This is a genomic window from Zhenhengia yiwuensis (assembly GCF_014384995.1).
In the GTDB taxonomy this organism is placed as follows: domain Bacteria; phylum Bacillota; class Clostridia; order Lachnospirales; family Cellulosilyticaceae; genus Zhenhengia; species Zhenhengia yiwuensis.
Genome location: NZ_JACRSY010000004.1, coordinates 107,011 through 131,519, shown reverse-complemented (window position 1 = coordinate 131,519; position 24,509 = coordinate 107,011). Strand labels below are relative to the sequence as shown.

Annotated in this window: 19 protein-coding genes; 6 read left to right on the top strand and 13 right to left on the bottom strand. The window is 34.3% G+C overall.

Features of this window, described 5'->3' with window-relative positions; genetic code table 11:
• Positions 1-9 precede the first annotated feature (9 nt).
• The 3 genes from H8718_RS03745 to H8718_RS03735 form a co-directional block, all read right to left on the bottom strand.
• A complete protein-coding gene (locus H8718_RS03745) occupies positions 10-876 on the bottom strand; it encodes a carbohydrate ABC transporter permease (protein WP_249331632.1) in 867 nt (288 codons plus the stop codon).
• Between the two features lie 546 nt (positions 877-1,422).
• On the bottom strand, positions 1,423-2,178 hold the full coding sequence (locus H8718_RS03740) for a response regulator transcription factor (RefSeq protein WP_177670168.1): 756 nt from the start codon (positions 2,176-2,178) through the stop codon (positions 1,423-1,425).
• 18 nt (positions 2,179-2,196) lie between these two features.
• Positions 2,197-4,080, bottom strand: a complete 1,884-nt coding sequence (locus H8718_RS03735; RefSeq protein WP_177670170.1) for a sensor histidine kinase — start codon at positions 4,078-4,080, stop codon at positions 2,197-2,199.
• A gap of 175 nt (positions 4,081-4,255) precedes the next feature.
• Here H8718_RS03735 and truA point away from each other — a divergent pair, with 175 nt between their 5' ends.
• Both truA and H8718_RS03725 read left to right on the top strand, forming a co-directional pair.
• Entirely contained in the window at positions 4,256-4,996 is a 741-nt protein-coding gene (truA, locus tag H8718_RS03730) for a tRNA pseudouridine(38-40) synthase TruA (RefSeq protein WP_177670172.1), read from the top strand.
• 57 nt (positions 4,997-5,053) lie between these two features.
• On the top strand, positions 5,054-5,470 hold the full coding sequence (locus H8718_RS03725; RefSeq protein WP_177670174.1) for a DUF5721 family protein: 417 nt from the start codon (positions 5,054-5,056) through the stop codon (positions 5,468-5,470).
• 86 nt (positions 5,471-5,556) lie between these two features.
• On the opposite strand, the gene H8718_RS03720 is transcribed toward H8718_RS03725, so the two are convergent.
• Positions 5,557-5,751 carry an alpha/beta-type small acid-soluble spore protein gene (locus tag H8718_RS03720; RefSeq protein ID WP_177670176.1) on the bottom strand — a complete coding sequence of 65 codons (195 nt, stop codon included), beginning with the start codon at positions 5,749-5,751 and terminating at the stop codon, positions 5,557-5,559.
• A 269-nt stretch (positions 5,752-6,020) separates the two neighbouring features.
• Here H8718_RS03720 and htpG point away from each other — a divergent pair, with 269 nt between their 5' ends.
• The 3 genes from htpG (at position 6,021) to H8718_RS03705 (ending at position 9,958) form a co-directional block, all read left to right on the top strand.
• A complete protein-coding gene (gene htpG, locus H8718_RS03715; RefSeq protein ID WP_249331629.1) occupies positions 6,021-7,883 on the top strand; it encodes a molecular chaperone HtpG in 1,863 nt (620 codons plus the stop codon).
• A 24-nt stretch (positions 7,884-7,907) separates the two neighbouring features.
• A complete protein-coding gene (locus H8718_RS03710) occupies positions 7,908-8,333 on the top strand; it encodes a DUF3783 domain-containing protein (protein ID WP_249331626.1) in 426 nt (141 codons plus the stop codon).
• 101 nt (positions 8,334-8,434) lie between these two features.
• On the top strand, positions 8,435-9,958 hold the full coding sequence (locus H8718_RS03705) for an FAD-dependent oxidoreductase (RefSeq protein WP_177670182.1): 1,524 nt from the start codon (positions 8,435-8,437) through the stop codon (positions 9,956-9,958).
• 58 nt (positions 9,959-10,016) lie between these two features.
• On the opposite strand, the gene H8718_RS03700 is transcribed toward H8718_RS03705, so the two are convergent.
• From H8718_RS03700 to cysK, 6 genes are all read right to left on the bottom strand, one after another.
• On the bottom strand, positions 10,017-10,631 hold the full coding sequence (locus H8718_RS03700; RefSeq protein ID WP_249331625.1) for a hypothetical protein: 615 nt from the start codon (positions 10,629-10,631) through the stop codon (positions 10,017-10,019).
• A 28-nt stretch (positions 10,632-10,659) separates the two neighbouring features.
• Complete coding sequence (gene addA / locus H8718_RS03695; protein ID WP_249331622.1) at positions 10,660-14,460, bottom strand: helicase-exonuclease AddAB subunit AddA; 3,801 nt, start codon at positions 14,458-14,460, stop codon at positions 10,660-10,662.
• Complete coding sequence (locus H8718_RS03690; protein ID WP_249331619.1) at positions 14,426-17,842, bottom strand: PD-(D/E)XK nuclease family protein; 3,417 nt, start codon at positions 17,840-17,842, stop codon at positions 14,426-14,428. The genes addA and H8718_RS03690 overlap by 35 nt, the downstream gene beginning before the upstream one ends.
• 120 nt (positions 17,843-17,962) lie before the next feature.
• The gene (locus H8718_RS03685) at positions 17,963-18,376 is read right to left on the bottom strand and encodes a hypothetical protein (protein WP_249331616.1); all 414 of its coding nucleotides are present in this window, start codon (positions 18,374-18,376) and stop codon (positions 17,963-17,965) included.
• Positions 18,377-18,610: 234 nt separating this feature from the next.
• Positions 18,611-19,351, bottom strand: a complete 741-nt coding sequence (locus H8718_RS03680) for an HAD-IB family hydrolase (RefSeq protein ID WP_249331612.1) — start codon at positions 19,349-19,351, stop codon at positions 18,611-18,613.
• A gap of 55 nt (positions 19,352-19,406) precedes the next feature.
• Positions 19,407-20,336, bottom strand: coding sequence for a cysteine synthase A (gene cysK, locus H8718_RS03675; protein WP_249331609.1), 930 nt, complete (start codon positions 20,334-20,336; stop codon positions 19,407-19,409).
• Positions 20,337-20,516: 180 nt separating this feature from the next.
• Here cysK and H8718_RS03670 point away from each other — a divergent pair, with 180 nt between their 5' ends.
• A complete protein-coding gene (locus H8718_RS03670; RefSeq protein WP_249331606.1) occupies positions 20,517-20,957 on the top strand; it encodes an RrF2 family transcriptional regulator in 441 nt (146 codons plus the stop codon).
• Here H8718_RS03670 and H8718_RS03665 read toward each other — a convergent pair.
• From H8718_RS03665 to H8718_RS03655, 3 genes are all read right to left on the bottom strand, one after another.
• Positions 20,935-22,305, bottom strand: coding sequence for a sulfatase-like hydrolase/transferase (locus tag H8718_RS03665; RefSeq protein ID WP_249331604.1), 1,371 nt, complete (start codon positions 22,303-22,305; stop codon positions 20,935-20,937). The genes H8718_RS03670 and H8718_RS03665 overlap by 23 nt on opposite strands.
• A 74-nt stretch (positions 22,306-22,379) precedes the next feature.
• Positions 22,380-23,360 (bottom strand): C40 family peptidase, encoded by a 981-nt coding sequence (locus tag H8718_RS03660; protein WP_249331601.1) that lies wholly within the window; start codon positions 23,358-23,360, stop codon positions 22,380-22,382.
• A gap of 161 nt (positions 23,361-23,521) precedes the next feature.
• The gene (locus H8718_RS03655) at positions 23,522-24,508 is read right to left on the bottom strand and encodes a TIM barrel protein (RefSeq protein WP_249331599.1); all 987 of its coding nucleotides are present in this window, start codon (positions 24,506-24,508) and stop codon (positions 23,522-23,524) included.
• Between the last annotated feature and the right edge of the window lies 1 nt (position 24,509).

Here is a 24,509-nt window from a genome sequence, read left to right as displayed (position 1 = left end):
TTTAAGTTTCTATAGTTCTTCTTTTAATAACTTATTAACAAGTAATGATATACCAAGCCCTATGACTACAATAAGAACCGCTATAGCACATCCATACCCTACTCGATAGGCATCGTAAACGATATGATATTGGTACGTACCAAGAAGATACGTTTTGCCATTCGGTATACCTTTTGGTGCAATTGTCCATGCTAAGTCGAAAATCTTAAGTGTTCCTGTAATAACAAGAATTAAGCTTGACTTAAGTACACCTTTAATAAGTGGTAATGTGATGTAAATAGTCTTCTTAAATCCTGTAATACCATCAAGATAAGCAGATTCATAAATATCTTCCGGAATAGTTGAAATACCTGTCAATACGATAACAAAATAGAAACCTACATATTGCCAAATCGTTGGAATAGCAATCATGTATAGGGCAGAGCTTTCATTCATCCATAGATGTTTTTCCGCTCCAAACTTCATAAGAATTTGATTGAAAAGTCCCATATTATAGTCATAGAAAAGAAAAAACATAAGACCGATAGCAGTAGCTGAAATAACTACTGGGAAGAAAAATACTGTTCTGTAGAATTTAGCACCTCTTCTAACACCATCTACAAACAATGCAAAAAGTGCCCCTAAACCTAATTCAAATACAACCATTAATACCATCATAATCGCTGTATTAATAAGTGATGTGTGTATATTAGTATCACGAAATAATTCTATATAATTCTGTAGGCCCACCCAAGTCTTATCAACTCCAGCTAAATCCGTAATATTGAAAAGGCTGTTGTATATACTCATAAAAAATGGTATATATAAAAATCCTATTAAAAATATTAATGCTGGTAATAAGAATATCCATACAATTTTCTTATCTTTATAAATCACTCTAAAAGCCCCCTTCTTTTTTCACTACCTTATAGAGTACTTTACAAAAAACAACGGCTGATGTCAGACTCATTCTCAATTGTTACATGTGAATTAGTCTCTTGGAATTTCTTGATATTGTTTTCAAATGTTATAGCTCTGCTGTTTTTTAAGTTGATTCTTCTTCCTTATTTTCATACTCTCTACCTTTGCGTCTTTTTGAGGCATTGGCTACCTGCCTTGCTCTGAAAAATACCTACAAATACACACTCAAGCATTGTTGTTGCTAGGCCTAGAGCAAACACTTTTGAAATTTTTTCATTATATGTACCCCCTAAAATTTTTAAATATGTAAGATATGCTAATAGATTCTTAACTTAATTTCATTATAGCATCGCATATATACAGATTGAATATGCCTATCTTGGTGTTTGTTGTTCAAATTTGCTCATACAATTAAATTTTGTATTTTTTACTTTTCCGCTCATCATTATTACAACACTTTAACTGCTTGATACTTTGTAATTCTTTAAATCTGAAACAGTAAAGGTATTACTTCTATAATTTTTAGTACATCTTATTACGATATTCATTAGGTGTTACTTGAGTTATTTTCTTAAAAATTTTTGAGAAATAGGCTGTATCTGCATATCCTACAGCTTCTGCAATCTCATAGATTTTCATATTACTTTCAAGCAACATCCTTTTTGCATTTTCTATACGTGCATTATTGAGCAAATCAACAAAATTGGTTCCTGTTTGCTTTTTAATAACCTTACACAAATGCCAAGTACTTACATAAAGTTGATCTGCAACTGTTTGCAAATCTAACTTTTGATTATAATATTGATTGATATATTCTATAGCTTGTTTCACTAAATACTGTGGTTTGTCTATTTCTTCATAAGTGTGCTCATTTAGAAGATTTTCAACTTCTCGCTTAGGAAGTTTATCTAAATTGACTACGGCTGAGGTAATAGCCTCTTTAATTTCTTCTATCTTTGAAGGTTTTAATAAAAATCGTAAAACCCCTAGTCTTATAGCCTGCTGTGCATATTCAAATTCTCTAAACCCTGTTAGTATAATGACCTGCATATTTTTATTAATAGATTTAATTTCATCTATCATCTCTAGTCCACTTTTTTTAGGCATTCTAATATCAGAAATAATAATATCAGGCATAAGCTTTACAATTTTTTCGACACCTTCTTCTCCATTTTGAGCTTCTCCTATAAATTCGCATCCTAACTCTTTCCAAGGAATAATTTGTTTCATTCCTTCTCTGATAAATACCTCATCATCAATAATTAACACTTTATACATTACAACATCCCCCTTCATTTACTCTCTTATTTCTTTAGATAATTTAATAGTAATCTGAGTACCTTCTCCTTCTATACTTTGTATATGCATGCCATATTCTTCCCCATATAGTAGCTTGATACGTTTTTGTACATTGATGATACCAATATGTTGCCTACTTATACCTTCATCTTGGGATTCACTGTTAATATAGTTTTTTTGTGGATGATTTAGTTCCTCTTGCAAATAGTGTAACCTTTCCTCATTTATGCCCTCTCCTGTGTCTTCCACTGTTAGATAAAGTAGCCCTCTACACTCTTCTGCTCTCACAATAATTTTTCCTTCCCCCCTAGGCTCTATACCATGTGTAATTGCATTTTCAACTAAAGGCTGTAAGATTAATCTTGGTATCTTGTAGTCTAAAACGGATTCACTTGCTTGGGTTTCAAACTGAATACGTTCACCAAATCTCTTCTGAATGAGAAAGATATAATTTTTTAGATACTCTACCTCTTCTTTAATGGTTAAGAAATGACTATCTCTCCTATCAATATTTACTTCCATAATACCTGCTAGTGCCTCTATCATCTGAGCAATATCTTCATTACCACTCATCCTAGCCTTCCAGTTAATCATCTCTAGTGTGTTATATAAAAAGTGAGGATTAATCTGATCTTGTAAAACTTTTAACTCGGAGCTTTTTAGCATAAGTTGCTCTCTATATACACAATTAACTAGATATTGAATTTGCTTACTCATTCGATTAAATACACCATAAACATATCCTATTTCAGCATGATAATCCCCTTTAATTTGAACTCCTATCTCTCCTTTTTCAATTTGCTGCATCTTGTCACTTAGTACATAGACTGGGTAAATAATCTCTTTATATAGCTTATTCGCTAAAAATAAGAAAATAGGTAGTATACTTATACATAGCATAAAAATAAACCTTGATAAGCTTCTAATATCTTGAAGCAATATATCTGTTGAAATATAAATAGCATTACCTATTACGAGATTACGTGTAGAAAAAGTATTATACATAATAGCTTGTTTTTTACTTTCTTCTTTATATACAATGTCTTGTTCTGGATCCCTATTCATAAAATCGACTAACTTACTTTTTTCTTCCTGACTTAATTCTCCTAATGCTAGAAGTTCATCACTCTTATTCGCTTCCACATATACAGCTTTTATAGCACCTGTTAGCATCTGTTCATACTTTTGCAGTAAGTATTGCATATCCAACTTCAGTACTATGGTTCCAACTTCTTCTAATGTATCTCTATAAAATATCTTTTGTGCTAGGTATATATTATTTAAATCATCTATGTAATAAGCCATTGTCTCTTTAGGAATTTCCTCAAACTCTTTTTCTATGTTCTCAAATATAGTCTGGCTCTTAAATTCGAGATGTTCGTAAAATGCTGAGCCCTTATCTCTAAATTCTATGTAGTGAAATTCCTCTTGTTCTTTAAATTGGAACGCTGCAAGTCTAACATCCTGTCTTGTTAAAAGAAGTGACATTAAATAGTTTCCTAATTTCTTATTCAAATTGTAATCATTCATAAGAAGCTGATCAATTTGTTTAGCTATCTCAGGAGTCTGCTCTTTAATATCTATTCCTGCCATTTTCATTCTACCGTAGTAATATGTAGCATACTCATATAAATCTTTATGATATTGTGTCTCTGCTATAAATTTCTCTAAGTCCCCAAGTCGTTCCTCAAACCACTCTGAAACAACTAATACATCCTTTTGAACACTTTTATTAAAATGCTCAGTAATAACCTCTTCATAGTTTTTATACCCTACATATCCTATTAAAATCATGGGATATAACACCAAAATAAGTACAAACCATGTCCATTTTGTTTTAATAGAAGTCCTCTTATACAAACTCGACAGAGATGATCTCATTTCTTCTCTCCTCATTTTTTACTTTTTTCGATAATTATAACACTTGTATACAATTTAATAAATATAACATAATTGGCCTGATTCCTTCTAACCTTTCGAAGAACAATATGCTATACTGTATAAGAAATAAAACTACCGTTAACACTTAAAATAAGAACCCGAAAAGGAGTTTATTATGTATAATTATAAAATGTCTATTGCCTATGATGGCACTAAATATTTAGGCTGGCAAATTCAATCTAATCAGCCTCTTAAAACAATTCAAGGCAAATTACAGCATATTCTTTCTATATTATTTAACGAGGATATTCAGGTTATTGCCTCTGGGCGTACAGATGCTGGTGTACATGCCAAAAAGCAAGTAGCTAACTTTCATACTACTTCTTACAAATCTTGTGATGAAATTTTAAGCTACTTAAGACAATACTTGCCTTGCGACATTGCTGTAACAGAAATCAAAGAAGCCTCTGAACGTTTTCATGCAAGATACAACTGCCTTACAAAACGTTATGGATACTATATTGATACACAATTTATGCCTGATCCCTTTAAAGTACGCTATGCTTATCATGTAGCAGATCCTCTTAATATGGATAAGATGAAAGAAGCTTCCACCTACTTAATTGGAACCCATGACTTTAAAAGTTTCACTTCTATGAAAAACAAAAAGAAAAGTACTATAAAATGTATTCATAGCATTGAATTTGAACCTACATCTTCAGGATTTGTTATCTATTATCACGGTAATGGCTTCCTTCAGCATATGGTACGAATTTTAACAGGCACACTCCTTGAAGTAGGTTTAGGTCATTTAGAACCTAATGCTATCCCCAAAATTCTTGAAGCTAGAACACGTGCTATAGCAGGCCCTACTGCTCCTAGCCACGCTCTTTTTTTAGAAGAAGCTATTTATTAAAATTACTAAGGAGGGATTACTATAGAATCCTATACTATTACTCATAAAAAGGAATTTATGAATAAGCTCTTAAAATCCGAGCTCTTCGACAATTTTATATTCCGCGAAGCTGTTATGCATACAGCCTTTAAATCTGTATTAGATGGCCATAGAAATAAAGATTTTTATAATACAGACGAACAAGAAGATTTGAGCGAGTACTTAAATTGGGGTGAAGTACGTCCTTATATTTACCATATTGTTATAGGTACCAAATCTCCTTCTTACTTTAAAATTATTCTATCTACCAATACAACAAAGACAACAGTCATTTCTAATGAAGTAGATACTTTCTTCGTAAATATTACTTTCAAAAATGGGGATATCCAAGTTAGTACAGGTGTAGCTTATAAAACCTTTACACTAGATAAATCACCTGAAAAGATTTGGGATGAGAAAATTAAAAATTTCCTTTTCAAATATGAATTTCTATAACTAAAGGCAAAAGGAGTAAGGGCTTTTAGGTCCTTACTCCTTTTCATACCTTGTATCTTATTATATTCTATAATAAGCACACTAAATTAGTTATTGCTGTTGTTGCTAAATGGTTTCATACCCATTTGTTGTTCTTGAGCAGCGATCATACGTTTAACCATTTCGCCACCTACTGAACCAGCTTGTTTAGCTGTAAGGTCTCCATTATATCCTTGTTTTAATGGTACACCTAATTCTGAAGCTACTTCTTGTTTCATTGCGTCTAATGCTTGGTTTTTCATCTGAGTTTCCTCCTTGAAAATATTGATTAGATATTAACCAGCCTTGTTGTCTCTGGTTATAGTCATAATGTACCCCAATAGGGAAACGATTATTACAGTAAAATTTGGTAGTTCCTTATGTTTATTTCCAGCATTAAAAATAACCTTTACTTTAGTTTCAATTAATAGCTTATAGGTGGTTGACAATCAATTTTTGTTAATAGTATTATAGTTATGTTTAATAAATTATATAATTACTCAATCAATTTTATTCTTTAGGAGGTTTTATAATGTCTAAACAAGGTAACTTATCTATTCATAGCGAGAATATCTTCCCTATTATTAAGAAATGGCTTTATTCTGACCATGATATTTTTGTACGTGAGATAATCTCCAATGCATGTGATGCTATTTTAAAGTTTAGAAAGCTTTGTGATATGGGCGAAACTACTGATGAAACCCAAACACCATTTGAAGTAACTGTAACTGTAAATGAAAAAGAAAGTACCATTACTGTTTCAGATAACGGAATTGGTATGACTGAAGAGGAAGTTGAGAAATATATTACTCAAATTGCTTTTTCAGGCGCAGAAGACTTCCTTAATAAATATCAAGATAAGATGGACAAAGAACAAATCATTGGACATTTCGGACTTGGCTTCTACTCAAGCTTTATGGTAGCTGACACTGTAGAAATTGATACTTTATCTTATACTGGTGCTCCTTCTGTGCATTGGTCTTGTGATGGTGGTACAACTTACGAGTTAAGTGAAGGTAAACGTACTACTCGCGGTACTGATATTATTTTACATGTAACAGAAGAAAGCAAAGAGTTCCTTAATTTCTATACTTTATCAAGTACTATTGAAAAATACTGTAACTTTATGCCTGTACCAATCTATGTAGTAGATGCTAACAAAGAGACTACAACCTCAGCTGAAGGTGAAGAAAATACTGTAGAAGCTCCTAAACCAATTAATGATCCAATTCCTTTATATACAAAGAAACCTTCAGAATGTACAGATGAAGAATACAAAACATTCTATTCAAAAACATTTATGGACTACAATGAACCTCTTTTCTGGATTCATTTAGATATGGACTATCCATTTAACTTAAAAGGTATTCTATACTTCCCTAAACTTCATAATGAGTATGAAATGGTAGAAGGTAAAATTAAACTTTATAATAATCAAGTATTCGTAGCTGACAATATCAAAGAAGTTATTCCTGAATTCTTACTTCTTCTTAAAGGTATCGTAGATTGCCCTGATATTCCACTTAATGTATCACGTAGTTTCTTACAAAACGATGGATTTGTAAAGAAAATCTCTGATTACATTACTAAGAAAGTAGCTGACAAGCTTATTTCTCTTTATAAAAAAGAATTAGACCACTACAAATCATGCTGGGATTCTATCTCTCCATTTATTAAATATGGATGTTTAAGAGAAGAAAAATTCTCTACTAAAATGAAAGATTACATTCTTTATAAAACAATTGATGATGAATACATTACACTTAATGACTACTTAGAAAAAGTTAAAGATACAAATGAAAATAAAGTATTCTATGTATCTGACAAAGAAAAACAGTCTCAATATGTGACTATGTTTAAAGAAAATAATCTATCAGCTATTTACCTTACACATCCAATTGATAGTTCCTTCATTTCTCATATGGAAATGCAAAATAAAGATGTTAAATTTATGCGCATCGACGCTGATATTTCTTCAGCACTTAAAGAAGAAAATACTGCTATTGACACTGCTAAAGAGGAAAAACTTAATACACTCTTTACAAGTATCTTAAATAATGACAAACTTAAAGTGAAACTTGAAACACTTAAGAGTCAAACAGTACCATCTATGCTTCTTATTAGTGAAGAAAGTCGCCGTATGCAAGAGATGATGAAACTTTATGGTATGGATACTAATGGTATGCCACCAAGTGAGGCTACTCTTGTCCTTAATGAAAACCATCCACTTATTACAGCACTTAGCACTAAAGACCTAGATGAGCATACAAAAGAACTTGCTTGCAAACACTTATATGATTTAGCACTTATTGCAAATCAATCCTTATCAGCAGACGCAATGCAAGCTTTCTTACAAAGAAACAACGAACTATTAATGGCTCTTTTAAACAAGTAATTTAAATTTACAGGCGGTGGGTATATGTCTTTTGAATCTATAAAAAATACAGACGCACATAGTACGCATCCTAGAATATGCGTCGTTCTAAGTGCCTTCAGTCCGGCAGAACTTAAACAACTAAAAAACGTGGCACGTCTTACAGGAATTGGCGAGCAGATTATCATAGATGGTTCTTATAATGCTACTAAAGTATTAGACCTTTTAGAAAATCCTTCTCTTACTCCTGTAAAAACTGAGAACATATCTACTCAAAAGGCAATTCTCTTCAATAATGTTCCTGCAAATCGTATGAATGCTTTTATTGAAAGTATAAAAAAATGCCGCATTCCAAGACCACTTATAGCTGTTGTTACAGAGACTTCTATCCATTGGACTATTGAGGAGCTCATTAGCAATCTAGCAGCTGAGCGTATAGCACTCAAAAATAACCAAACAACTTTACATTAAGAAAATCCCCAGCGAACTGGGGATTTTTTATTTTTGCATGTTCTCCTCTAAATTGGGGAAATCTGTATTTAACTAAACTTATTTATACAAAGGAGTCTATCATGCATACATCTATATGGGTGGATCTTTCACCTGGCAAACGATTTAAACCTTTATCTGAATCTATAGAAACAGATATTCTCATTATTGGAGGGGGCCTCACAGGTATCAGTACCGCTCTTGAACTTTCTAACACTGATTTAAATATCACGCTTATTGATTCCAATCAAATAGGCTATGGTACATCTGGAAGAAATACAGGCAAAGTGACGCCTCAAGCAGGATTAGTCTACTCTAAAATCAAGAATTATTATGGGCTCGAAAAAGCCAAATACTTTTATCAAGAAAACTTAAAAGCTCTTAATAAGATAAAAGAAAATATTTCTAAGTATCATATTGAGTGCGATTTCGCACCTGCTCCCTCTTTTATCTTTTCTAAGCGTCCAGACCGTATAACAGCATTTGAAGAAGAATATAAAGTCTATGAAGAAATTGGTATCGAAGGAGAACTCACACATCATATTGATCTTCCTATTGATGTTGAAGTAGCTCTCTCTCAAACTCATGCTGGTATCTTTAATCCTAAAAAATACCTAGATGGCCTAATCCCTATTCTTCTAAAAAGAAATATAAAAATTTATGAGTCAACACCTGTTACAGATATTCAAAAATCTAATTCAGGATGGCGTGCCATTATTGATGGACACTTAGTGATTACCGCAAGACAAGTTCTTTTCTGTTCTCACTATCCATTTTACGACCACTATAGTTTCTACTTCACTCGATTAAAACCTGAAAAATCTTATATTGTGGCCGGCTTATATGATAAATCTTTTCCACAAGCTACTTTTATTGATGAAGATGATCCTGTACGTTCTCTTTGTCCTTACCGTACCAATGACCAAACTTGGCTTTTAATAGCTGGTGAGAATCATAAAGTAGGTCAAAGCAATACGAATCATTTTGACCGCCTTAAAGGCTACGGACTAGAAGTATTTGGTCTAAGTAATTATCAATATGCTTGGAGTGCCCAAGGCTATGTAACACCTGATTCCATCCCTTATATTGGTTATCTCAATGAACATGATGAAGAACTTTATGTGGCTACAGGATTTAATAAATGGGGCAACCTAAACAGTACAATAGCTGCACACCAGCTTTGCGACCTCGTTCTAAATCGTAAATCAAATGACGCTGGTGTTTATGATCCATCTAGAAAGCGTGGTTACTTTACTGCTGCTTATATCAGTGATAATGTCAACAGCATCTATGAATTGATTAAAAGTCACATGACTTCCACCTCTACCTCTCTTCCAAAAGAAAATGATAGTGCCTCAGTTGTAGAATTAGATGGTAAAAAATATGGAGCCTATAAAGATGATAACGGTGAACTTCACATTGTAGATATTGTGTGTCCTCATGTAGGCACTCAGCTTAATTGGAATAGCATAGAACGTACTTGGGACTGTCCTGCTCACGGCTCTCGTTTTAGCTACGATGGTGATATTATAGAAGGTCCTTCTACTCATAGGCTTAATAAATATTTAGAAGAACCTAATAAAATTGACCCTCATATTATTAACTAGATAAGCCTAAAAAAAGAGGTGATTAAAACTTACTTGTTTTAATCACCTCTCTTTTCAATTAATCTATAAGAAATTCTGCTGCATAAGGTAATGTTTCTACCCACTTACAGAATGTACGCCATTCTTCTAATTTATGATTTTTACGTGCATGGTACATATTTCTTAAGTTCTCATAAGTCATAGTACATGTACGCATTTGATTATAGCTAGATGGTAAAAGTTGAATCATACTATACCAATAAACTTTATCTTTTGTTTCATTAAAATTACCTCTTAAAGCCTCTAATTGTTCAATGATGACATCTAACACTTTAAGTGTCGACTCATCCATATGATCACAGCTAAAGTCTTCTCTTTCAAAGACTTTACTATGAATTTTGTGCATTGTACTTGTAGAATTAGCTATTGTCCCTACTTTATAAGTATCATACTCTTTCCACCAGTACATTGGTGCACTAATATCTACAGATAAAAAGATTTGACGTAAGAATTTTCTATGGTCACTTCCAGCCTTGCATAATCTTTGGCCTAAATCCAGGTCATTCTTACCTAAGATATATTCCCCAGCTTCATTATACTCACTGTCCATCCTATGCCAACTATTCATAGGATTTCTTGCCCCACGAATAGCATTTTCAAGATTCATTACATCTACGCGTTCTAATTTAATCATGCTTTATCCCATCCTCTATGTTCTAGTTTTAATCAAGTGTGATCCATTCATCTATATGATATAGATACAGGCATTTTTCCTTAACTGGAAGTCCTGTAATCTCACTTAATGCTCTTGCATATAAATCAAGCTGAACTTGATAACGTCTTTTAATTTTCTCAATACTTGCCTTAAGCTTTCTACCATCTACATAGTCTGTCTTATAATCAATAATGACAAGTCCTTCTTCTTCTATAAAGCATGTATCTACTACTCCTTGTAATAGAATTTCTTCCTCTAAGTCATATGTTTCATCCACCTCATTGGCTGGAAGTAGATACACAAAGGCTTTTTCTTTCCAGACATGCTTACTCTTTTCCATACGTTCTATCATAGTAGAAGTCGCCATACGCTCCAGCTTACATACATCTACTATGCGGGCTGCTTCTTCATGCAGTTTACCTGTTTCTACTAATCGGTCAAGTTCTGCCATAATAAGGTCTGCGCTCTTGCACTGTATAAAGTCTATCTGCTCCAATACACTATGAATAAGTGTACCACGTACTGTGGCCTGCATGTTTTCCTCTTGTCTCATAAAGCGTGGAATAACTTTATCATCAAAGCTATAACTTAATTCACTTTCTGTGATAATCTCTTCTGTTTGCTCATCTTCCCCACCTAAAGTATGTTTACTTTCTTCGTAAACTTCTAACATAGCTTGCTTTTTCAGATCAGAAACAGTTACTTTAACAGGCATTGTAGTAGCTTTCATGTAAGGATACGTATACCCTAATCGGTTATAAATCAATGCTTTATGCTCACTATAGGCCTCATCCACATTCCAGTGATCTAAAATGAATTCACGCGCTTCCACCTTTTCTTCCAAGGTCTGCTGCTCTTCTATAAGCTGTATAGCAGGTATAACATTTAAAGCCCAATCTCCTTCACCTTTAAAAAGATAAAACTGCCCCATGCCCATTCTATCTCTTAAATCATCAAACTTACTATGAGCAAAAAGGCTCATGCCAATCCAGTTCAAATAGCTTGGAGACTTTTTAAGACCTAAAGGTAAAATTCCTGTTGTTTCTCTAATGGCAAACTGACTCCACTTTTGCACTTCTTTATCTAAGTCCTTCACAGTTCCTGTAATAAAAAGTTTTTCTTTTGCCCTTGTCAAGGCTACATATAAAACACGCATCTCTTCAGAAATATTTTCCGAGGTAATTCTACGTTTAATAGCTTCAAATGGTAAAGTTTCATATAAAATGTTTGTTTCTAAATCTGTATACTTAGGTCCTAGCCCTAGCTCATGATGCATAAGGACATTCTTTATAAGATCTCGATTGTTGAACTGCTTGTTGGCATTACATACAAATACAATAGGGAACTCCAGCCCTTTACTCTTATGAATGGTCATAATACTTACTAGGTTCTCACTTCCACCTACTAGTTTAGCCTCTCCTACTTTAGCACCTGATGTACGCAACCTATCTATATACTGTAAGAAAGCAAACAGACCAACACCACTATTTGCTTCAAAGTCTTCTGCATACTTTTTAAGAAGTTTTAAGTTAGCTTTTTTCTTAGCACCTGCTGGAAGCATTCCTACATATTGGTAGTATCCTGTTTCAATTAATAACCTTGCCATAAGTTCTTCAAGTGGCATAAGTACAGCTACTTCTCTATAGTGTTTCAGAAGCAGAATAAAGTCATTAAGAGTTTTAGAACCTGCTCCTGTCTCACTATAATGACACATTGCTGTATAAAAATCTACCTCTTCTTCAAACTTTCTAATGGCAAGAATCTCATCAAAATCTAACCCTACTATAGGCGAACGTAGTACTGTCAAAAGGGGAATATCCTGCTTAGGATTATCAATAATCTGAAGAAGACTTAGCATAATCTGAACTTCCATCGCACCAAAAAAGTTGCTACTTACATCTGCATAAGCATCTATTCCCTCTCTCAAAAGAGCCTCTTCAAATAAGTTAGCTTTATCCTGCACTGAGCGTAGTAGGATAACAATATCTTTAGGCTCCACCTTACGATATTTATCCAAATCCTTATCATAGACTACCTGAGGATTGCCTTCTCCCCTTAGAAGAGTTCCTATTTTCTTAGCTACCATTAGAGCTTCAAGTTCAATATTTTTAAGTTCTTGAATGTTTGCTTCCCCTGCTAGCTCTTCACTTTCTGTACCCACTTCTTTTGTAGCATTTCCTGTTTCTACTAAATATAGTTCTACCGCACCTGCTACCTCACTGGTATAATCCTGTGCATCTCCACTATCGTAAAGATTACCCACCTTAAGCTTAGCATCCTCATCATACTCCAGCTCTCCAACACGCTCACTCATAATTTGACTAAACAAGTCATTCGTAGCTTCTAAAATATTATTACGACTTCTAAAATTTTGAGACAAGTCAATACATACATCTTTATGGGCACCCTCTACCTCATACTTATTAAAAGAATGATACTTCTCCGCAAAAATAAGTGGGTTAGCAAGGCGGAATCTGTAAATACTTTGTTTCATATCTCCTACCATAAAGCGTGTAGGTCCATCTTCCTTAGCAAGAGCTATAGAACCTAATATGGTTTCCTGAACAGCATTACTATCTTGATACTCATCAATGTAAATTTCCTCGTAGAAATCTGCAAGTTCCTTTGCTACTTCTGTATAAGCCATTACTTTATGACCTGTTTCATCTACTTCTTGTCTAACAAAAAGCTTAAGACACATATGCTCTAAATCATTATAATCTACAAGACCTTTATCCTTCTTAGCTTCACTAAAGCGTATATCAAACTCTTTGACCCATTTTACCAGTGTCTGCATAAGCCCACTTGCCTGCTTAGTTTTATCTTCTAAATAAGGATCACTTAAAAGTTTAGCCACCCCCTGAGCACTCTTTACTACATCTTTAGCAAGCTCTCTATAGGCTTTAACCCTTTCTTTAAGTGTTTCCTCACACTCTTGCTTCTTACTTGGTAGCCTTCCAAAATTAATACCATAGATATGATCTACAATATCTTTCATATTTTCTCTTGGCAGTTCTAATACAGTCTGAATTTGCTCTAGGTCCCCTCTCAGTGTAGGCTCATATAAGGCCGGTCCTGCTGTCTGACATGTGACTTTGAGCGCCTCGTCATAGACTTTTGTAAGATCCTTTAGATTTTCAAAAATATCTTCTAGAAGCTCCTGCTTCCACACATCACCTTCTAATTTACTCTTTTCCTCTAGCCATTCATTAGGGAAAATTGTACTCTTTGAAAAGGTATGAAGATCTAAAATAAGTTCCATAAGAGGCTCTAGCCCGCGGATGCTTCCATAAGTTTCTGCAAGTTCCATAAAGTCACTGTTATCTTCTGCATCAAAAGCTTCTTCTAACATCTCTTCTAAAATATCTAGTTTCATAACCTGTAATTCAGATTCATTACCTACTTTAATGTTAGGGTCTATCTCTAAATAGGTAAAATAGTTCTTAATACATTTCAAACAGAAAGAGTGAATGGTAGAAATAGAGGCCTTAGCAAGAAGTGTAAGTTGCCTTTCTAAATAAGCTGTCTTCTCTATAATCTTTTCAGTAGCTTCTTCAACTTGCAAAGCTTCAATAGCTTTACTGATTTTATCTGCAATACGTTCTTTCATTTCATGTGCTGCAGCACTTGTAAAGGTAACAATTAAGAAGCGATCAATATCTATCCCCTCTTCCGTTTCATTGCCTACAATACGGTTAAAGACACGTTCTGTTAAAACAGCTGTCTTTCCAGAACCTGCTGCTGCCGAAACTAAAATATTAGCATGTCGTTTATCAATTGCTGCCTGTTGCATGGGTGTCCATGGCATGTTCCTCTCCTCCTTTCGCAAGTTCCTCCCAAATCTCTTTATTACCTAATGGACTAAGCTGCTCATAGGTATTATCTTTATTGGTTGTATCAAACTGGCATATGGTGTGATACTTACAAAATGCACAAGCATCTTTTTCTTTTAGTTTGCACGGCTTGGCACTGATTTTGCCAGCTAGCATATCCTTACCTAAACCACGTATTAAATCATGCATATACTCAATAAGTTGCCTAAACTGCGCCTCACTTGCTACGCTAGCCCCACTGCCTAATGTACCATCTTTCTTAGCTTTTGCTGGTAGGATTTCACCTTTCACACCACTTTCCATCTTATCTAGTATATCTACATCATCTACAGCAAGTCCTGATAACTTATACTGTTTAAGCTGTTTTGTAAGTGCCTCACTAAGCTCCATACCAGTTTCATACTTAACAGTACGTGTATCAATATGGAAGTAAAACATCCCAGCCGCTTTATTCTTTTCATTAAGACGAAGATATGCATCTAAGTAAAGTAAAAGCTGCAGTTGAAGTCCATGATAAAGCTCTAGTAAGCTAAAGTTTTTATTACCTGACTTATAATCTAATACTTTAATGTATTTTCCTTCTCCGTCCTTTGTATAGACATCTACTCTATCAATCTGTCCTTTTAAGAAAATAGTATGCTCGTTATCTAGAACAATCTCAATAGGTGGCATCTGCTCACTACCAAAGCTTACTTCATATGCTTCTGGCTCAAATTCTCCTGCTTTAAGCTGATAGGTTAAAGCACCTATAGCACGTTTAGTCATTTTACGTGCCTTCTTTAAAGTATAAGCAAAACGCCCATCCTGTTTAGCATTCTGACTAAGCTTAGCCGCACTGTAACGCAGTGCTTCTTCTATACATTGATCCTGCTGCTCTGATGTAGCAGTAACCCATGTTGCCTTACACTTAGCCAGTTCTTTTGGATAACGCTCAAGTGTGCTATGGAAAAGTGTTCCTATATCGGCTGCATTCCACTGAAGTACTTTACGTTCAGATGCTTTCAGTCCATAACGTATAAAGTAGCAGCATGGACAATTACGGTAAAGCTCCAACTGTGAAATATTTGTTACAAGGCCCTCTGGATATAGACTCTTAGCATTTTCTTCACTTAGATATTCCTGCTGATTCGTATAAGCCATATAAGAAGCAAGGTGTCTTATACGTTCCTTCCACTCATTAGAGGTCATAAACCAACTCATAGCATCCTGCCATGGACCTTCTTCTCCTTGCCCATCTAGGTATTTACGAAGTTGCCAACCTACATAACCTAATGCTGGCTTAGCTGCCTGAAGCGCATCTAACTGGTCACATTCAAAAGGTATTTCTCCAAAGAGCTTACGTAATTTATAAAATACAATAGAAGGTCTAAGGGCCTTACCATTTTCATCAGCTTGAATAGTGCTCACATAAAGTTTTTCTCTTGCTCTTGTAAAGGCATAATAAACGAGGAACTGCCCCATATATAAAGGATTATGCACCACAACATCATATAACCTTGACCTTTTCTCATCTGCCTTTTCGCAAAGCTGCATAAGAGTCAGCTTGTCCATATCTGAAAAGAGTGGCATACTCTCATCTATCTTTGGAATAACCCCTTCATTCACACCTAGAATAAAGAGTGCTTTGACTTGAGGAATACGGCTTCTATCAATATTTCCTACAATCACTTGGTCTTTTGAAGGTGGGATAATACCTATCTCAATATAACCAAAACTTGTCTTTAAAATATTTTTAAAGACTTTAATAGAGACAGATTCTTCCCCAAGTAGGTCTACTAATCTTTCCAAAGTATCCACAACCTGTCCCCATATCTGGGTATTTTCAAGTTCTAGGCTTAGCTCTCCTACTTGCTTATAGTAAGCAATATGCTGCTGAGTTGTTTCATAGGCATGAATACTCTCTAAGAAATTATAAACAGCTATGCTAGCCTCCCTAATTTTGATTTTACCACTAGCATCTTTAGCACTTTTTAAAGCTTCCTCTAAACTAAGAAGAGGCACCTGTACCTTTTCTTTAATAGCTTGGATCACTTCAAGTGGTATACTTTTGCTTTCTCTCTCCCATGTAGCATCCCATTTTTTCTTACCTTGGATACCATGTTCTAATAAGTAGTTTTCTAAAGTATCTATTTCATCTATGGTCAAATCTAATCGATTAAAGCGCAAAAAGCTCATAATACTTTTATAAGTCCAGCCTGTTGTAATAACCTCTAAAGCTGCATCGATAATAGCTACTAGGCCATTGGTATGAATACTCTTCTTATCATCCATAAAAACCGGAATATCATATTCTTTAAAAGTACTTACAAGAGAAGATTTATACTGCCCCATATCCCCTACAAGTACTGCTATATCATGATAACGATAATCTTCATCACGTATAAGTCTTACGATTTCACAGGCAAGCTGTGTCACTTCCTCATCCTTTGAAGGAAAACTCATAATCCTAATAGCATCTTGTTCATTGTCAAATGGTTTAACATAAGGCTTTAGATAGTTCTCGCTTAAGTAAGCCAGTGCATCCTTATCCTTGTTATCAGCCTTCATTACCATTGTCTCATAAGGTATATTACCTTGTTCACATCTTGCCATAAGGCTCTGATAATTTTTAATGCTATCATAGAAAGGATTATTAGGATAAATGTATTCATTCATTGTATAGTGACGATCAATTGGAAGTGTAATAATAACTTGACTTACCTTATGCATCATTTCTTCAATAATCTTCATCTGCACTGCTGTAAAACCGTAGAACCCATCTATCCATACAATTGAATCTTTGAGGTAGTCACTTTTATGCACAGCACCTGCAAGGCGCTCCATTGTTTTTTCTACAGTCACAAAACGTTCGGCAATATAAGTATGGAACCATTCATTAATAGCTGTAATATCTTGTAATTTGCTTTTAAAAACTGCACTGCTCTTTTCATCTTGCTCTAATGCATCTAAGAAAGGTTTATCTATTTCATTTTGTTCAAATAAAGTAATCAGTCTATTAATACCATCTACAAACCCTTCACTGCCATAGGTTGTTTTATAGTAAACAAGCTCACTCTTATGCTGTTCTAATAGTTTTTTTAAAATCATGACACGTTCTAAATCATCGATAACAGGCTCTTTTATGCCACCCACTTCTTTTAAAACACGTTTAGCTAGGTTTCTAAAACTCATAACTTCCGTTCTTAATAATCCTGGTTTTAGAAGCTTGGCTAGCTCTACTTGAACCTGTAAGTTAAACTGTTCAGGCACAAGCATAATCAAATTATGATAAGCTTCTTTGGCTAGCTCTTCCTGTAATTGTTTATAACAGGCTGTCGTTTTACCACTTTTAGCTGTGCCTAGTATAAATAATGCCATAGGCCCCTCCTTCTCCTATCTTTTTTCTTCTATTATATCATCCTTATAGTCAGAAAATAGCCATCTCCATATTTTTCCGCTAGGGATTCTTCTCAAAACAAAAAATAACCTAGCGGTTATTTAGCCTACTAGGTTGATATACTCTTGTTTCAATTTTTCTATTTCTGTTTTGCTAATATATGGATAAGAACTTTCTTCACTATCTAATCTAATAAGTGCCTCATCTAAATAAGGGATACTCTGAGCTGGCTCCTCTGTTACAATATAGCTTAACTTAGCAAGCTCTACAAAGAACTTTACTTTTTCTTCAATATAATCTTCATGACTTGCATAAAGTGTTTTGTCAAAACGCACTTCATTCACTTCATACATAGCACGCATTATTTCGTAGGCTTCTTTATTATATTCTAAATCTCTAAGTACTCTAGCAATATAAAGTTTAGAAAAATAATGTTCTTCATTCTTTACAACACCTTGTGGTAATGTAACACCCGCTTTTTCAAGGATTTCTCTATAATATTCTAATGCTTTCATTCATTTCCCTCCCACTAGTAAAGATGTTTTATTTTTACACATTAAGGGTCTTCTGTCAAGTTAAATAATCTTAACAGAAATGAATTCAATACATTTTACTGAAGAACATTTGGCCCTTTCAAATCTAGCTTAGTATTTTCACCATTTACATTCCCACACATAATGACTTTTGTTATACCTCATAAAAAGCTTGCCCTTCCTGCACATTGTATCACACTTCATTATATTTTACCTTTAGTATATGCTATTAATAGTATCTATACAATCTACATTCATACGGTAAGTAACATCTTTACGCTCTACAATGATTGTGATCTTCTTTTTTAAGTCCTCATCTTCTAAGATTTTAGAGAGTAATTCTTTTGTTGGATTAATAGCAAAAGGATGCCCTACCATCTTCAACATAGTCATATCCCCTGCAGTATCTCCATAAGCATAACTTTCTTCTAAATCAATATTATACTTTTCTACCATTTCTAAAATAGATTTTCGTTTACTTACTGCATCCCACATCGGTATAACATTCCCACTATAAGTGCCTTTATCTCCTACTTCATAAATGGTACCTCTAAAATCATCCATACCATATTTATTAGACATCTCTCTTACAAGCTCAATTGGTGAACCAGATATAGCAATCACTTTGTGAGCATTTTGCTTATGCCAGTTAATACGGTCTCTCGTGAAAGTATAAACACGATCTCCCTTTTGATCAATGACCTTTTTTGCTACATATTCCATATGATCAGGAGATATTCCTTTAACAGCCTCTATATATACATCTACCATTTTAAGTAGATACGTATCGTAGTCTCCTTGTCTTTTATCCCAATTTAAGAAAGCTGGCCTTACTTCACTATCCCATTTACTTGGATCTATCAGCTCATATTTAACCATCTTCTTAAAGACTTCTGTAATAAGTCCTTCTCTATAAATTGTTCCATCAATATCAAAAAATGCTGCTATCGTTTTCATGTCTCTACCTCCTTCTGATTATTAGGAATTAGTATAGTAAAAGGTATTCACCTTGTCAACTAAATAATGGTGTTGAAAGGTAACGCTCTCCAGTATCTGGTAATAAAACTACGATAGTTTTACCTTTATTTTCTGCTCTTTTAGCAAGTTCTGTAGCTGCCCATACTGCTGCTCCTGAAGAAATACCTATTAGTACACCTTCACATCTTGCAATGGTTCTCGCAGCTCTAAAAGCATCTTCATTTTTAACTGGAATAAGTTCATCATAAATAGCAGTATCTAGTGTCTGTGGTACAAAGCCTGCACCTATACCTTGAATTTTGTGTGGCCCTGGCTTACCACCAGATAAAACAGGTGAATCAAAAGGCTCTACTGCCACTATTTTGACTTTAGGATTTTTCTGCTTTAGATATTTACCTACGCCACTTATAGTACCACCCGTACCCACTCCAGCTACAAAAATATCTACTTCTCCCTCTGTATCTTCCCATATTTCTGGCCCTGTTGTCGCTACATGTACTTTAGGATTGGCCGGATTGTCAAACTGACCGGGCATAAAACTATTAGGAATGCTTTGAGTAAGCTCTTTGGCCTTCTCAATAGCTCCTTTCATACCTTTAACCCCCTCTGTAAGTACCACTTCTGCGCCATAAGCTTTAAGGAGATTCCTTCTTTCTATACTCATAGTCTCTGGCATAGTAAGAATAATACGATAGCCCCTTGCTGCTGCTACAGCTGCCAGGCCGATGCCTGTATTGCCACTAGTAGGTTCAATAATAACAGACTTAGGGTTAAGAAGGCCTTTTTCCTCTGCATCCTCAATCATAGCCTTTGCAATTCTATCTTTAACACTTCCCGCTGGATTAAAGTATTCTAATTTTCCTAATAAAGTAGCTTCTAAATCATGCTGCTCACTATAGTTTTTTAATTCAAGTAAAGGCGTTCTACCTATTAATTCCACTAAGCTTTTATAAATCTTTGCCATTTACAACACGCTCCTTTATAAAACATATCTGTTTACTATGATTATAATATATGCACCCCTTATCTAAATAGTCAATATTTTTAAATATATATTTTAATATTATTGTTTATTTTATTCTTCATCTTTATACTATAATTAATAAAACCTATAGAATTAATAAGATTTATGGAGGTCCTCTTTATGAAAATTTCCTCTAAAGGTCGGTATGCTTTAGCTGCTCTTACTTATATGGCGCAACTTAATGCTCATCATGAATGTATAACGATCATTCGTATTTCAGAAAAACTAGGTATTTCTAAAATTTATTTGGAACAGGTTTTTTCACTTCTTAAAAGAGCTGGGCTTGTTCACTCTATCAAAGGAGCAGGGGGAGGCTATGAACTTGCCTCTCCCCCCGAACTGATTACAGTAAACACCATTCTTCAAGCTGTTGAAACCAGCCTTTTCGAGCACACAAAACCTTCTTCCTCTGATCCTATCACAGATAAAGTCCTTATGGATCTTGTCTGGAATAAAATAGATCAGGTACTCCTTACTCAGTTAGAATCCATTACCTTAGGTCAGCTAGCACGTGAAGCTACTCGCTATGCTGATAATTCTAATTACATGTTTTATATCTAAAGCCTAATGCTTCTGCACGCTCTCTAAATTTAGGAAGTAGCGCTTTATATTTTTCATGATGAATCAGATTACTACTTTCACTTGGGTCAGTGTCTAAATCAAATAGCACCTCTGACCCATCATCAGTATAAAGCTGATACTTTACTGCTCCCCATTTAATCATAAGGTTTCTTCCTCCCCATTGTGAAATAGATTCATCCATCCAGTCACTATCATCCCCCGCCATTAAAGGCACTAAACTTCTACTATCTAAGTGGTCTGGCAATGGCGTTTTAGTTAACTCACATAAGGTTGCAAATAAATCTGCTAGATTAACATTTTTATCTACTTTTTTAGGTTCATATTTCTTAGGGTATCTAATAAATAAAGGCACTTTTACGCTTCCTTCAAAAAATCTTTGTTTCTCCCATATAGCATACTCTCCTAGCATCTCACCATGATCAGTTGTATAAATAATAATCCATTCATCTAAGTCCTCCCCAGCTTCTTCCAAGGCCTTAAATACTTGTTCAAATTGCTTATCTATAGTTTCTATATTAGCGTAGTAGGCAGCCATGGCTCTTTTTACATCCCTCTTATCAATATCTATGCCTGGTCTAAGTGGACCGCAGTTAGAACATCTTCCTAAGAAAGGATGATTGAAAGGTTCTTGATTTTTATAAAGTTCCACTCTATTTAGGTAATAATTAAAGAGATTTTCTTCTGCTATGTATGGATAGTGGGGATTTAAAAGACCTACATATAACATAAGAGGTACATAAGGCGTAGCTCTATCATAATAACTATCTATAAAGTGTTCATAGATAAAGTTTTTGGCTCCTTGTACGGCTAACTCATCTCTTCTTGCATATGCACTATGTCCTGGACCTGCTCTAAGAATTTCTTTTTTATCATCCCACTTGATGCCACTTTCTAAAAGTCCTGATGCATTATCAGATGTAGCACTCCTATTACAGCCTTGTGCATAATGTTTTGAGGAAACTTCACAATCCCCAGCAATACGATAAAGCCATCCTTGCATTTGGTCTATACCAAAGTGATGTAATTTACCTGCTGCTGCAGTTTTGTACCCTCCTTGTACAAGTGTCTTAGCAAAAGTTTGATAATTGGGTGGCAAGTCTTGGCCATAGTTCTCTACTCCACATGTTCTTGGAAACTGACCTGCTGCTATACATTGCCTAGCCGGTATACATACTGGAGATGGTGTATAAGCATTAGTAAAAATAACTGCATCTTTTGCTAAACGGTCCAAAAATGGTGTTCGTACTACTGGGTTACCTGTAAATCCACTTACATCAAATCGATGTTCATCACTCATTAAGAATAAAATATTAGGTTTTTTATTCATTTTTATTCCCCTTATTTTACTGTAATTATATAAAAAGACATATAGAAAGTCATTTCTATATGTCTTTTATTATTTTATAATACGCGTTTTGCACCTATATAAGGTTTTCCAACTCCTTCAAGTGAGCTAATTGTAATACCTGTACTACTTGTTCCAGAGTGAATCATTTGTCCATTTCCTATGTAAATACCTACATGTGAGATCGAACCATTGTAACCAAAGAATACCAAGTCTCCTTTACGTAGTTCATCCCTACTTACTTTATATCCATCATTAGTATACTGTGAACTTGATGTTCTAGAAATACTAATGCCGTGTCTTTTCATAATTTGTTGTGTAAATCCTGAACAGTCTACACCATTTGTTAAACTATTGCCTCCATATACATATGGATTGCCTAAAAATTGTTTTGCATCTTCTATAATAGTATCTGCTAAACTTTCTGAGCTTTCAACTGGCTTTGTAGTGCTATTACTGCTACTTGAACCTGATGCATTATTCTTAGAAGCTGTGGATTCTGTTTGAGCAGGTGCTTCTACTTTTGTAGGCACAATGCGTTTTACTTCTGAAATAGATTCGGACTTTATTTCATCCATAAATTTTGAATCCACATATTCAGCACTTACAAAACCTTCTCTACCATCATGGATAACCTTACACCATCCATCTACTGTATATTGAATAACCACTTTATCACCTTTACTAAGGGTGTCAAATACATTACTTCCTGTTGTGGCGGGATAATCTCTTAAGCGTACACCTTGTCCTATAATAACACCTTCTGCCTCTTCTATAGAAACATATTCACTAAAAACATAGGCAGATTTGCCATCTTTACCTTTTACTTGAAGCCATTCCTCATTTGCACGACCAATGATTTGTACCTCATCTTTTTGATTTAACTGGCCTACATTGGTAGCTTTTGTATTCGGTTCCTGACGCATATTCAAAGTTTCAACATTTACTTTACCATAAGCTTGTCCATATACAAGTGAAGGTACTAACATAGTAGTCACCGCAATCCCTATTGCGAGTAATGTTTTCTTCAACTGCATTTTCATTTCCTCCGGCTTCTCATAATTTATTAACTAATTGTTACAAAACTATTATAAGAAAATTGGAGTATACTGTCAACTATTTACTCGACATTAATTATTCTTTTTATACATATTTATTAATATTTAATAATTAAACTAAAGTTTAATATATTATACCTTTATTTATATAGAATGCCTAATGCCTTATTCTGCTGCTTTAAGAAATAAGCCATTTCATAAATATCCGCAGGATTTGTTTCATAGACACAGAATTTAGGATTAATACACTCTACAATTTTTTTAGCAATTTCATGATCAAAAGGACGATGTGGATCTAGTTTTTGAATATGCTGTTTTAAAATACGATTTTTGAGCATTGGTGCCTGCGTCTCTCTATAACGTTCTAATAAATAACTACGATCTTGACTCATATAATATTTAGGTAATGTCTTATTCAAATGCATACCATAAATATAGTCTTTTAATTCACCTAAATTCTTAACTACTTCTTTAATATACGCGTAACAACTTTTTTCTGTCCCAATTTGTAAATTAGTAAGGATAAGATGTGAAATATCTATTAATAATCCTTTTTGCGCGTATTTTACGCCTTTAATAAGTTTATGTGTCACTTCTTTATCTAGATAATTAAGACCTGGCCACCATAAATTCTCAAAAAGTAATAACGGCCCTTCTTCATCTGCTGGGAAAACTTCATTTAACAACTCTATAGCTGCATCTATAATTTCTTCATCTGTATAATCAAACTTCCAAGTAAAAGAATCTTCAATACATACATGACTCACATGAAAGACCATATATTTAGCACCTAAAGTTTTAGCCCTTTCATATTGCTTCTTATACGTATCTATCATTACTTGTTTATCTTCACCACCGTAATAGGCTCTAACTGCTTCTTTACTACCTAAAATCTGTTCAACTTTTTCTAAGTTTCCTTGCCAGAAATCTAACCACATGGGATAGAAGCTTAGATGTACACCTTTTACAATTCCTTCTGGTATACGGCTAATATCATAATCCAAGGTAAGACCCAGCTCTACCCCATCCATTTGATGTCTCTCACTAAAAGCTTTAATTTTATCCCAATCATCTTCAAACCACTCTAGGTATTTGTTAATTGTAGAGATATGAAATAGTCTTTCCATT

Coding starts and splice junctions, on each gene's coding strand:
- H8718_RS03655 (WP_249331599.1), bottom strand. CDS start 24,508: ATGGAAAGACTATTTCATATCTCTACAATTAACAAATACCTAGAGTGG.
- H8718_RS03735 (WP_177670170.1), bottom strand. CDS start 4,080: ATGAGATCATCTCTGTCGAGTTTGTATAAGAGGACTTCTATTAAAACA.
- H8718_RS03680 (WP_249331612.1), bottom strand. CDS start 19,351: ATGAAAACGATAGCAGCATTTTTTGATATTGATGGAACAATTTATAGA.
- H8718_RS03740 (WP_177670168.1), bottom strand. CDS start 2,178: ATGTATAAAGTGTTAATTATTGATGATGAGGTATTTATCAGAGAAGGA.
- H8718_RS03690 (WP_249331619.1), bottom strand. CDS start 17,842: ATGGCATTATTTATACTAGGCACAGCTAAAAGTGGTAAAACGACAGCC.
- H8718_RS03720 (WP_177670176.1), bottom strand. CDS start 5,751: ATGAAAAACCAAGCATTAGACGCAATGAAACAAGAAGTAGCTTCAGAA.
- H8718_RS03725 (WP_177670174.1), top strand. CDS start 5,054: ATGAATAAGCTCTTAAAATCCGAGCTCTTCGACAATTTTATATTCCGC.
- cysK (WP_249331609.1), bottom strand. CDS start 20,336: ATGGCAAAGATTTATAAAAGCTTAGTGGAATTAATAGGTAGAACGCCT.
- H8718_RS03700 (WP_249331625.1), bottom strand. CDS start 10,631: ATGATTAAATTAGAACGCGTAGATGTAATGAATCTTGAAAATGCTATT.
- truA (WP_177670172.1), top strand. CDS start 4,256: ATGTATAATTATAAAATGTCTATTGCCTATGATGGCACTAAATATTTA.
- H8718_RS03685 (WP_249331616.1), bottom strand. CDS start 18,376: ATGAAAGCATTAGAATATTATAGAGAAATCCTTGAAAAAGCGGGTGTT.
- H8718_RS03705 (WP_177670182.1), top strand. CDS start 8,435: ATGCATACATCTATATGGGTGGATCTTTCACCTGGCAAACGATTTAAA.
- H8718_RS03665 (WP_249331604.1), bottom strand. CDS start 22,305: ATGAATAAAAAACCTAATATTTTATTCTTAATGAGTGATGAACATCGA.
- H8718_RS03670 (WP_249331606.1), top strand. CDS start 20,517: ATGAAAATTTCCTCTAAAGGTCGGTATGCTTTAGCTGCTCTTACTTAT.
- addA (WP_249331622.1), bottom strand. CDS start 14,460: ATGCCATGGACACCCATGCAACAGGCAGCAATTGATAAACGACATGCT.
- H8718_RS03660 (WP_249331601.1), bottom strand. CDS start 23,360: ATGCAGTTGAAGAAAACATTACTCGCAATAGGGATTGCGGTGACTACT.
- htpG (WP_249331629.1), top strand. CDS start 6,021: ATGTCTAAACAAGGTAACTTATCTATTCATAGCGAGAATATCTTCCCT.
- H8718_RS03710 (WP_249331626.1), top strand. CDS start 7,908: ATGTCTTTTGAATCTATAAAAAATACAGACGCACATAGTACGCATCCT.